The sequence below is a fragment of the Kitasatospora sp. NPDC015120 genome, assembly GCF_043080305.1.
Lineage (GTDB): Bacteria > Actinomycetota > Actinomycetes > Streptomycetales > Streptomycetaceae > Kitasatospora.
In genome coordinates this window covers 166,133-178,280 of record NZ_JBIBVJ010000003.1, presented here as the reverse complement: position 1 = coordinate 178,280, position 12,148 = coordinate 166,133, and the positions used below count along the sequence as shown (strand labels likewise).

The window sequence follows — 12,148 nt, the reverse complement described above, 5'->3', positions numbered from 1 at the left end:
CGTCGACGGAGCACTGCGCGCGCTCGGGCTAGATGAACGGACCGTCCAGCACCTCGAACGAGCAGCGCTGCGACACCACGTACTGCTTGGAGTAGCTGTTCGCCGCGTCGTGGATCGCCGACGCCGACCACTCGTCCGGACCCGGGTCCAGGTCGAGCACGAAGAACCCGTCGGCGAAGCCGATCCTCAGCCCGTCGGAGAGGACCTGCAGCGGGTACTGACGGGTCTCGGCGAACCGGTACGCATCGATGCCGTGCATGGCGATCCTCACCAGCTTCCACCCGAACAGCCGGGCGTTGCGCCCCTCCCCTCCCGGACTCGTCCGGTCCATGGCCTGGACCTCCACCTCGACCGTCCGCCCGGCGTCGTCCCCCCTCGGGAGGACGACGGAGATCCGGGAGACGACCCCGTCCTCGAACCCCAGGAACCTCTCCAGGAATGCGGGAACGGACTCCTCGGAGAGTTCGACTCCAGTCACCTTCTCACTCACTTCCGCGGTCGCAGGTTCCAGCCCTTCGGCAGTTCGGCCTCCGGGATGTGGGGAGCACCCGCACCGTGGCCGCCGCCCTTCGTACCGGGCGGGTCGATCACATGGCCGTGCGGCCCACCGGTCCCGTGGTCCTTGAAGTCGAAGTGGCCGACTGCGGCTCCGTTCTTGTCGTAGATCGTGTTCTGGACGGGAGTGCCGTCCTTGCCCGTCCGGGTGTACACCGAGTCCGGCGTACCGCCGGTCCACGGGGGCCGCTCCGTCCCCGAGGTGTGTCCGCCCTGCGGGGAGCTGCCGCCGCCACAGGGGTTGTACGGGGTGGGCTTCGGATCGTCGTTGTTGTGGACCAGCACCGGCGTGGCGCCTGCCAGCACATAGTACGTGTGGAGGTTCGCCACCGTGAGGTCGTAGGTCCGCTCCGTGCCGACCCGGTGGTCGACCGCGCTCAGCGTCGCGGAGGTCCCGTCGGCCTGCTGGAGGAGCTCGCCGGCCCGCAGGTCACGGGCTTCCTCCCAGCGCTGGGTGACGGCGTTCCAGAACGGGTGGTGGGCGGTCGTCGTGAGGACGGCCGCGCTCCCGGCGGCGGCCCGGCCGTCCGCGGCGGTCGCCGCGACGGAGAGGTCGGTGAACTCCTCGTCGTCGTCCGTGACGATGACGCCGGTGACCGTCTCCGGCCTGGTCAGCCCCTGCTGCGGATCCGAGGAGAGGACCTGGTCCCCCGTCCGGACCTGCTCGATCGGCACCAGCGTGCCGTCCGCCATCAGGACCGGGGTCCCGGCGACGAAGCTGTGGCACACCAGCCACCAGCCGTTGCCGTAGTCGATGTCGAAGGAGCCCGGGTCGGGGTTGGCGTTCTTCTTGTCGCCGAACGTGCCCTCCTCACCGGCCAGGAACATCCCGTTGTTGTCGCTGCCGCAGGAACTGTGGAACGCACAGGAGTTGATCAGCAGACCGGAGCGGGCCGCAGGAGCCTCCCACCCGGTGCTGGAGTAGCCGTTGATGACCGAGATGTACTCGATGAGGTCCTGGACCTCGTCCGTGCAGGCCGGGCCGATGGCCTTGCACGCGGCGGCGATGGCGCGGTTCTCGTCCTTCACCGTCATGTACTCGGGGTGGTTGATCTTCCCGATCTCGGACTCGTAGGCCTTCTTGAGCTTCTGCGCGAGACCGGAACCGTCGTCGTGCACGGCGACGGTCATCGTGATCGCCACGTAGGTCTTGCGGGTGGAGGTGGCCGTCGTGGTCTGCGACGACCCTCCGCCCCCGCCACCATCGCTCGCGGCGGTCCCGCCGCTTCCGCCGTTGCCCGCCGCGGCGGCGGCTTCGGCGGCGGCCTTGGCCTTGGCCCGCTCGTCCTCCTCCTTCTGGGTCGCCTCGGCACAGGCCTGGGTCGCGCACCAGCTGCCGTAGAGGCCGCTGGGGTCGCTGGCGTTGACCGGGTCGTTGTAGGAGTAGGCGTAGGCGTTCCACTGACTCGGGTTCGCCGGGTCGAGGATCGGGTCGGTGCTGATGAAGCGGCCCGTCGCCGGGTCGTACTGCCGCGCCCCGAGGCTGGTCAGACCGGTGTTCTCGTCCTTCAGACCGCCGACGAAGCCCTTGGTGCCCGCCCAGGAGGACGCCGTGGGCTGGCTGCCGCGCGCGTTGCCGAAGGGATCGGTGGGCCGTCGGGTGACGGTCATGGCCGCGTCGGTGCCGATCTGCAGGCCGTTGGTGCCGTGCGGGTCGGCGGCCTGGACGACGACGGTGCCGCCGCCGACCGGTGCCGTGACGCGGGTGAGGGTCAGCCCGCCGCCCGCCGCGAGGGTGCGGGTGTTGGTGGTGCCCTGGGTGGCCGTGTTCAGGGTGAGTTCGTCGGTGCCGACCACGAGCGTGGTCTTCCCCGGGCTGTGCCGGACCAGCTGGTTGCCGTCCGCGTCGTAGACGTAGGTGGTGTCACCGGCCGTACTGGTCCTGCTGACCGTGGTCGGCTTGCCCTCGGCGTTCCAGGCCAGGCTGGTGGTGCCGGAAGTGTCGGTGATCGCGGTGGTGTTGCCGACCGCGTCGTACTGGTAGCGGGTGGTCCTGCTGCCGGCCGGGCCGTTGGTGACCGAGCTCAGCAGCGCGTGCGGACCACCGGTGCCGCCGCCGGTGTTGGCGGCGGTGGTCGGGGTGTTGCGGGTTCCGGCGGCACCGAACACCGAGGTCGTGGTGGTGTCGTTGAGGCTGTTGCCGGTGATGTCGTGCTGGACCAGGCCGGTGCGGTTGCCCGCGGCGTCGTAGCTGTAGGTGTTCCAGTACGGCGCCGGGCCGCCGACGGTGCGCCCGCCGGGGCTGACGGCCGCCGGGCCGGTGGCGTTGTCACAGCCGCCCGTGCCGGGGACGGCGGTGGAGCTGCCGGTCCCGTGCTTGACGCCGGAGGAGTCCGTCCAGTCGGCGGTGGTGTGGGTGCCGCCGGTGTCGGTCCAGGCGTTGGTCAGCCGGCCGATGCCGTCGTAGGTGAAGCACTGGAGGTCGCGGTCGCGGGCCTCCTGGAGGTTGGTCACCGAGGTGATCCGGCCGGACTGGGTGTAGGTGTAGCTGGTCTGGTCGGCCGAGACCGTGCCGTTCTGCCGGTCGACGAAGGCGTTGACGACCCGCCCGCTCGCCCAGTCGTACTGCTGGGTGGAGACCACCTGGGTGCCGTACGGACCGACGGTGGTGCGCACGGGCCGGGCGGCGGCGTCGTAGATGACCTCGGCCACCACGGACTTCTTGAGGCTCTTGCTGGAGACCAGCAGCCCGGTGTCGTTGTAGGTGTAGCCGATGGTCTCCGACGGGAGTCCGCCGGCGGCCGGCAGCGTCATGGTGTCCACCAGCCCGAGGACGGGCTCGTAGGTGATCGACGTGCTGTAGGTGCCGGCCAGGGCCCCCTCGGCGGAGGGGATGGTCACCGCGGTGCCGGTCGGCCGGTAGCCGGTGTCGTAGCCGGTGACGGCGTTGACGTACTTCGCGCCGGCCTTCCCGCCGACGTAGCGGGTGGACGAGGTCAGCCGGCCCTTGGCGAGCGTGTCGAACGTCCAGGAGGCGAGCAGGTTCGCGTCGGCGACGCCGCCGTTGTACTGGCCGGTCTTGCGGCCGATCAGGTCGTACGTGTACGAGAGCGTGTTGCCCTTGGCGTCGACGGTGTGGTCGACCCGGGAGTTGGCGTCGTAGTACGTCCGGGAGGTCCCGGCGTCCGGGTCGGTGAGCGAGGTCTGCCGGCCCAGCAGGTCGTAGCCGTAGGTCCAGGTGTTCCCGGAGGGGTCGGTGTGGGTGGCCGGCTGGTCGAGCGCGGTGTAGGTGTAGGTGCTGATGTCGGCGTCGGCCGGGTTGCCGGTCGGCGTCGCGGTGCGGTACTGCCAGGACGCCGTGGTGCGGCCGCGGGCGTCGGTGATCGTCGTGGTCGGCGAGGCGCCGGACGGCGGGGTCACGTCCACCCGGTCGGCACCGGGGTAGGCGGTGGTGGTGGCCCACTGCAGGTTGGCGTTGGAGCGGAACTCGGCCCGCACCGGGCGGCCGAGGCCGTCGTACGACGTCCAGGTCTGCGACGGCACCTGCGAGTCCTGCGGCAGGTAGAGCGCGGTGCTGGGCGCGGTGGTCGCCTCGTAGTAGGGCTCCGAGGTCTTGATCACCCAGCCGTGCGAGTCGTAGACGGTGTCGGTGATCAGCCGGCCGGTGGCCCGGGCGTCACTGGTCCGCTGGACCTGCCGGACGCGGCCGAGGCCGTCGAACAGCTCGCGCTTGCCCGAGTAGGTGTTGCCGGAGCGCTGCAGCCACTCGCTGGTGATCACCGAGGGGCCGGCGGTGCCGTTGACGGCGTAGCCGAACCGCTGGTTGGGCAGCTGGTCGAGGCCGCGCCCGGGGACCCACACGGCGGTGCGGCGGCCGAGGCCGTCGTACTGCTGGGTGGTGGTCCGCTGGTTGGTGTCGGTCTCGCTGAGCGCCTGGCCGCGGCCGGGCTCCTGGTTGACGACTGCCGTCCAGCCGGCGCCGAGCGGGCCGGTGGTGGTGACGGTGGTCGGGAACAGTCCGGTGGCCGGGCTGCGGGTGGTGGTGGTGACGGCCGGGGTGAGCGTGGCGCCGCTCAGCTGCGCACCGGCGGCGTCGTACACCGACCCGTCCGGCGTGGCGGTGGTGACGGTGCGGCCGTAGGCGTCGTAGGTGGTACTGCCGCCGTGGGTGTAGACCGGGTTGCCGGCCGCGTCGTAGTGGTCGAGCACCTGGACGCCGGAGGCGTCACCGGTGGTGCCGGCCTGCTTGAACGGCCGCCCGTCGTACAGCGTCCGGCTGCCGCCGACGGTGTTCGCCGCGGTCGCCGTGGTGCCGCAGGGGCCCTGCACGGTGATCCGTTCGGCGGGCAGGATCATCAGCAGCGGGTTGTCGGAGACCGCGTAGGTCAGCGTGGTGCACAGCTCCGGGGTGGCGGCGGTGCCGTCGCCCTTGTCGGCGGTGTGCAGCACCCGGTTGCCGTGCGCGGGGTCGGTGGTGGTGACCGTCGTGGTGGTGCGCCAGCTGCCGTCCGCCAGCTTGTCCTTGCTGATGTCGGTGACCTGGGAGTCCGGGTACCGGGCGTAGATCTTCGGTGCGCCGGCGCTCTGGCTCTGGGTCGCGGTCGCGGTCTGGCCGGAGCGCACACTGCCGGAGACGGCCTTCACCGTGCCGCCCGCCTGGTCGAAGACCTCCGCCGCGAGCACCGTTCCGGCCAGCCAGTCGCTGTCCTTGACGGTGCCGCCGAGCGGGCTGGCGACGTCCACGCTGCGCGTGGTGCCGTCGGCCTTGTGGTCGCCGTCCATGCCCCGCAGATAGGTGCTCTTCTGCTGGGTCTTCGGGGCCTCCCCCGGGAAGGCGCTGCCGGTCGTGGTGGTGACCGCCTCGTACCCGCGGAAGTAGTCCCAGGTGCGGGACTTGGGGTCGGTGAACTCGGCGTCGTCCCGGTGCCAGGCGGCGGTGCCGTGGTAGGTGTACTCGGTGGTCCGGGTGACCGAGGGGCCGGCGACCAGGTCCTGCTCGGTCACCGTGCGCACCATCGGCTTGTTGAACCAGTCGTTGACCGGGAACACCTCGGTCTGGCCCGGCTGCGGGGTCCGGCCCGGCGGGTACCAGTTGACCGGCATGCAGGCCATGGTGTTGCTGTCGGCCGAGGCCGGCATGTGGTTGTTGACCCGCGAGCACTCGGGGTCGGTGTAGACGACGTTGATCCGGCCGCCGGTCTCGGTGGTGATCTCCTTGATGCGCGGGCGCATGAACATCGGCGAGGCCGGCACCAGACCGTCCACCCGGTTCGGGATCATCTTGTGGGCGAACGTGACAGCGGGCAGCGGCGTCGCGGAACGGCCGTTGCTGCCGGTCCGGGTGATGGAGTCCAGCCAGAGCGTGCGCTTGGTGCCGTCACCCGGGTCCACCAGGGACTGTCCGAGCGCCCAGCTGTCCACCGTGACGGGGCCGGAGCCGGTCGCCACCTGGGTGGTGATCGAGGTGAGCCGCTTGGTGGAGAAGAAGGCCGGCGCGTAGTTGGTGCAGGTGCCCGAGGATGCGCAGAGCTGGTCGACCGGCACATCCGGCCAGAAGTCCGCGTTGGCGGTGGTGCGCTGGCTCTCGGCGCAGGTGATCGCCCCGCCGGGGTTGCAGCGCTCGGCGGTGGCGTCGAACGTCACCAGCGCGCCCGGGGTGAGGGTGCCCTTGGCGGCCTTCTGCTCGTCGTAACGCTGGTTGTACGCGATCTGCGTCAGCGTGGTGGCCCGCTCGTAGGAGGTGAGGGTGCCGTTGCCGTTGTTCTGCCCGCCACCACGGCTGTAGTGGTTGGTCTCCGGCGCGTAGCGGTAGCCGATCAGGTTCTTGTGCGCGTCGACGACGTAGTCGAGCTGCCAGCGGTAGGCCATCTGGCACCAGGAGCCCTTGCCGGTGGACGCGCTGTAGCAGGGGTCGCCCGGGTTGGGCGAGTAGACCGGGCTGGTCAGCACGGACCGGGCGGCCGGGTCGGTGGCGTCGCCCCCGGGCAGGTGGTTGCTGCCGAAGTAGTACTCGGTGCCGTCCGGGGTGGTGATCCGCCAGTACTCGGTGTCCTTGTACTCGCGCTCGCCGGCCGCGCGCGGGGCGCCGGTCAACTGCTCGACCTTGGAACCGTCGTCGCTCTGCAGGTGCCAGACGCCGGTGTCGTCGTCGCGGACCAGGGTGCCGGAGCGGCCCGCCAGCGAGAGCGTGGCGTTCTGCCCGCCCCAGCAGCGGTCGCCCGAACCCTTGATGCCCTTGTCGCCGCCCTTGTCGCAGGTGCGGTAGGAGCGCTCGATGAAGCCGGGCTCGTACGACCAGCCGTCACCGATCCACGAGGACTGGGAGTTGGTCGCCGAGGTCAGGCCGTCGACGGACGAAGAGTTGTAGCCGAGCACCACGGACGGCGCCAGGCCCCCCAGGGTCGGCGGGACCTGGATGGTGTAGTTGTAGGTGAAGCTGCCGACGTTCGAGCCGGCGCTCCACTCCATCGACGGGGCCAGCGCCGTCGCCTCGTAGCTGCCGCCGGCTCCCGACGCGGTCGGCTCGGCGGACAGCACCATCGGGGCCGCCGCCGGGGCGGCGGTCTTCGCCGACGCCGTGGCACCGGCGGACGGCAGGACCACGTCGGCGGAGAGCTTGCCGCTCGCGTCGACGGTGGACTCCACCGGGGTCCTGGTCCGGCACTCCTCCCGCTCCGGGGTGGTCAGCGCACAGGCGGGCAGCGCGACCAGCCGTGCCCGGTCCGCCCAGCCCGCCGCCTGAAGGCCCTTCAGGTCCAGCGAGACGTGCGTACGCCGGCCCTCGGCGGAGGGCGTGGCGTCCGCGTCCGTCAGCGCCACCAGCGCGCTGCCGGCCCCGGCGGCCCTGCCCTTGGCGGTGTCGGTCACCTCGACGGACACCGCGGTCGCCTGCGGTGCGGCCCGACGGCCCGAAGCCGAGGCCGGTGCCGATGCCGAGGCCGCGCCGTCATCGACGGGCGCGAGCAGCACCGGCAGGGTGCCGGCCCGGCTCGGCCCGGCGCCGCCCGAGGCCGGGGAGACCCCGCCGGTCGCGGACCGGGCGGCCAGGGCCTCCGCCCCGTCGGCGCCCAGCCGGACGGTGGCCTTGCCGGGCACCACGGGCGCGGCGACGACCGGCGTCCAGGTCTGCGGACGCGACGCCGCCGACGCGGCGGCCTCGGCGTCCGGCCGGTGGTCGCGGCCCGCGACCGACGGTGTGTCAGCGCCGAGCGGTGTCTGCGCCGGGGACCAGATCAGGTCCTCCGACGCGGGTGCCGCCGCCCAGGCCACTCCCGGCGGCACCACCACTCCTGTCAAGGTCAGGGCAAGCAGGGCGGCCAGGCCCGGCGACCAGCGCCTGCCCGTCCTCCCGGCCCGCCCCAGGGCATGCCGAAGCTCCACGTCAGTCCCCTCCGTAGGACGGCATGACGCGTCATCTGAGGTCCGACGCGTCGTCCGCGCATAGATCGGGCACGGACGTTAGTGATCATCAGCAGTGCCCCGCCACCACGAATCGGACGAACCGGAATTGGTTTACACCTTTGTTACCGAGGCACGTGGTGCCAATGGGGCATGTGGGAACAAAGCGCCGAATGGGATTGACCAACCCCCCGGCCGACAAGCATCGTTCGTTCCCGCACACGCCGCCCCGGAGGGGCGGGCTTCACCGGAGGGGACCGATGTCGTCCATCAGAAGCACCCAATCACCGCCGAACCGGATACCTCGCACCAGCCCCCGCAGGTCGCCGAACCGTGCCCTCGCCGCGCTCGGCACCAGCCTCGCGCTGGGCCTCGGCCTGCTCGGGGGGACGGGCGCCCCCGCGGCGGTGGCCGCCCCCGGCCCCGCCGGCGGCAGCCCGGCGACGGTCACGCCGACCGGGACCGCACCGCAGCGCACCCCCGAGCAGCAGGCCATGCTCGACGCCATCACCACCGCGAAGTCGACCGGCAAGCCGGTCGTCGTCGAGGCGATGACCACCGAGTCCTCCCGGACGGTCGCCAACCCGGACGGCACCCTCACCACGACCGACAACAGCGCGCCCGTCCGCACCAAGAGGTCCGGCGGCTGGGCCGAGCTCGACGCGACGCTGCGCGCCAACCCCGACGGCACCCTCGCGCCGGCCGTCTCCTCCACCCCGGTCACCTTCTCCGGCGGCGGCCGCGGCCCCATGGCGACGCTCGCCACCGAGGACGGCAAGAAGCTCTCCTTCGACGCCCCGTTCGCCCTCCCGAAGCCGACCCTCGACGGCGCCACCGCCACCTACGCGGACGTCCTGCCCGGCGTCGACCTCCAGCTCACCGCCCTGACCGACGGCGGCTGGCGCGACGTCATCGTCGTCCGCACCGCCGAGGCGGCCGCCGACCCGGCCCTGAGGACCCTGCGCTTCCCGCTCAAGGCCGAAGGACTGAACGCCTCCACCACCGACTCCGGTGAGGTGGAGGTCAAGGACGACCAGGGCACCGTCCGCTTCCGCTCCACCGCCGCCCTGCAGTGGGACTCCTCCCGGCCCGCGCCGGCCGCCGCCCCGGCCACGTCGGCCGCGACGCGCCGGTCGGCGGCCCCGCGCAACGATCCCGACGCGCCCCCGCCGCCGCCCGCCTCCACCGCCGAGGGCCCCGGGGACGGCGCCAACGTCGCCGCGATCACCACGGCCGTCACCAACGGCGCCCTGGAGCTGACGCCCGACCGGGCCGCCCTGGGCTCGGGGACCGGTCCCTGGTACCTCGACCCGACCTTCACCTCGGCCGCCAGCACCTCCGAGGGCTCGGTGCAGGTCCAGGAGAACTACAAGACCGCCAGGAACTACAACAAGAAGACCAACCTCTCCACCGGGTACTGCGGTTACCACAGCAGCGACCCGCAGCTGAACTGCGCGGTCGAGGGCCGCGAGCGGGCCTACTTCCAGATCCGGATCAACCCCGCCCTGTCCACCATCCCCCACGGGGCGCAGTTCCCGCCCACCCTCTACACCTCCACGCTCAACGGCCAGGTCACCGACGCCTCCAGCCCCGGCACCCCGACCGACCTCGGCGTCTACTCGGCGCCGCAGGGCCGGACCATCGGCGAGACCAGCGACTGGAACAACCAGCCGTGCGGCACCAACGGCAACCTGATCATGGACAGCTGCGACTACGTCGGCACCCAGCACATCACCGGGTCGGGGCCGCTGGCCGTCGACGTCACCGGCTGGATGCAGCGCGCCGCCGCGGAGAAGTGGCAGGTCTGGACCATCGGCATCGCCCCGCAGGCGACCGAGTGGGAGAAGCTCTACCGCCACAAGATCGCCAGCAACCCCAGCATCGCCAGCACCTACGACATCACCCCGACCATCTGGTACCCGCGCACCAGCCCGGCGCCGGGCTTCGCCAACAACCACACCACCGCCGAGTGCACCAGCAACGGCGCGAACCCGTGGGACAACCCGGGCTGGGTCGGCAACAACCAGAACATCTACCTGACCGCCAACAGCTGGTCCCCCACCGGCCAGAGCCTCTACACGGGCTTCCACGTCTGGGACGACAACGACCCCAACTTCTCCATCGCCGACGGCGGCTGGGGCGGAAGCTACAACGACCCCGGCTACACCCTGCCGGTGGGCTCGCTCTCCGACGGCCACCAGTACGGCTGGCTCGCCCGGGTCACCGACGAGGCCCTGACCTCGCCGTCCAGCGCGTGGTGCTACTTCCGCGTCGACCGCACCAACCCCCGCCTCAGCATCAGCTCCACCGACTTCCCGCCGTCCGGCACGCCCAATGACCACCCGACCCGGTTCGCCAACGACCCCGAGCACCCGGGCACGTTCGTCATCAACGCCGAGGACCCGGCGCCCGCCGCCGGCCTGCGCGCCTCCGGCATCGCCTGCGTGCGCTTCAGCACCGACCCGACCCCGGTCGTCGGCTGGGAGTGCGGCCAGTCCGGCACCTACGGCCCGGGCGCGTCGGTCTCCTTCGCCCCGACCCGCTGGGGCACCAACTCCGTCTACGCGTGGGCGATGGACGTCGCGGGCAACTACAGCCAGCGCGCCGACTACAACTTCTACGCCCCCTGGAAGCCCGGCACCGCCCCGATCTTCGGCGACACCGACGGCGACCAGATCCCCGACATCGTCACCCCGGACGCGGCCGGCAACCTGCGGACCCTGAGCGGCAACAACGACCCGTCCCGCGCCATCACCGCCACCGCCGCGAGCGCACCGCGCAACGGCGTCAACGACACCACCACCAGCTGGGCCGACTACCAGGTCACCCACCGCGGCACGCTCAACGAGGCCGGGGCGCTGGACCAGCTGATCGTGCACAACACCCGTGACGCCAACCTCAAGAAGAACCTCTACCTGATCGACAACGACGGCACCGGGCGGTACGACCAGTACACGCGGATTCCGCTGACCCGGCAGCCGGCCACCGCCTGCGCGGCCGTCCCGTCCTCCGGCCTGGCCTGCCCGGCCGACCGGCCGTTCGCCTCCGACTGGTCCCAGGTCAGCCAGGTGGTCGCCCTCGGCACCCCCAGCGGCGAACTGACGCAGAAGTTCCCGGCCACCCCGACCGACCCGGCCCAGACCAAGATCATCAGCCAGACCTCCGTGCTCACCGTCGAGGGCGGCCGGCTCTGGCTGCACGACGCCCACGAACTGAAGTGGAACGAGGTCAACTCCCCGGCCCTGCTCATCCCGACCGCTCCCGGATCGGGCAGCTGGGACGAGTACGACCTCATCAATCCCGGCCCCGCGAACGGCGTGACCACGACGCCCGAGCACCCCGACGCCTGGCAGGCCACCCTCTGGGCCCGGCACCGCGCCACCGGCGACGTCTTCTCCTACCCGATCACCCGCACCGCCCAGGGCGAGACCGACTTCAGTGCGCTGACCAAGCCCAACAGCGGCAAGCTGATCGACCGGGGCGACGGCCTGACCGCCGCCAACCACCCCAAGATCGGCGCCGCCGACTTCAACGGTGACGGCTTCGCCGACCTCTGGGTCATGGACAACACCGGCGCCATCGCCGTCTTCACCGGCACCGGCGACGCCAAGGGCAAGGTCGACGGCTTCTCCGGCATCTCCTTCATGGGCTACGCCAACACCAGCGTCGCCCTGCACTCCAAGCAGGTCCCCTGGCAGTGCGCCGACGCCGAGGGCGGCCCGCGCGACGGCGCCGAGATGTCGGTCTGGGGCTGCTGGAGCAGTGTCAACCAGCGGTTCACCTTCGGCATCGACGGCACCGTCCGCGCCTCCGGCTACTGCCTGACCGCACAGGACCCCTCGCTCGCCAACGGGACCAAGGTCGTCCTCGCCACCTGCGGCAACAAGCCGAGCCAGAAGTGGGCGATGACCCCCGACGGCCGGATCTACCTCCCGGCCACGACCACCGCCTCCGCCCCCACCGGCCGCTGCCTGGAACGCCCGGGCTGGGACGCCAACCAGGGCATCCGGCTCGGCATCTGGGACTGCCCCACGCTCCAGGCCAACCAGCAGTGGACCCTGACCGTGGAGACCGGGCCCTGACCCCCTGACACCCCTCCGCGCACCACGGCGGCCCCGCCGGACATCCGTCCGGTGGGGCCGCCGTGTCGAGGCGGGAGCCAGGCCGTCATCGGTCCCCCGCTCCGTGCGCTCCGTCAGGACGGAGCCGCGGCGGGGGCCGTGCGACCGGGCGGGAGGGGGACCCGGGAGGCACC

At 71.9% G+C, this 12,148-nt stretch carries 3 protein-coding genes; 1 reads left to right on the top strand and 2 read right to left on the bottom strand.

What is annotated here, in order from left to right; translation table 11 throughout:
* Window positions 1-28 precede the first annotated feature (28 nt).
* Together ACF1AK_RS09530 and ACF1AK_RS09525 are read right to left on the bottom strand one after the other, a co-directional pair.
* Entirely contained in the window at window positions 29-478 is a 450-nt protein-coding gene (locus ACF1AK_RS09530; protein WP_391498180.1) for a hypothetical protein, read from the bottom strand.
* An 8-nt stretch (window positions 479-486) separates the two neighbouring features.
* Window positions 487-7,875, bottom strand: coding sequence for an RHS repeat-associated core domain-containing protein (locus ACF1AK_RS09525; protein WP_391498179.1), 7,389 nt, complete (start codon window positions 7,873-7,875; stop codon window positions 487-489).
* A gap of 278 nt (window positions 7,876-8,153) precedes the next feature.
* On the opposite strand from ACF1AK_RS09525, the gene ACF1AK_RS09520 reads away from it, so the two are divergent.
* On the top strand, window positions 8,154-11,975 hold the full coding sequence (locus ACF1AK_RS09520) for a ricin-type beta-trefoil lectin domain protein (protein WP_391498178.1): 3,822 nt from the start codon (window positions 8,154-8,156) through the stop codon (window positions 11,973-11,975).
* Window positions 11,976-12,148 lie beyond the last annotated feature (173 nt).

Bases quoted from the DNA above. Each gene is read 5' to 3' on its own strand.
- ACF1AK_RS09520 (WP_391498178.1), top strand. From the start codon at position 8,154: ATGTCGTCCATCAGAAGCACCCAATCACCGCCGAACCGGATACCTCGC.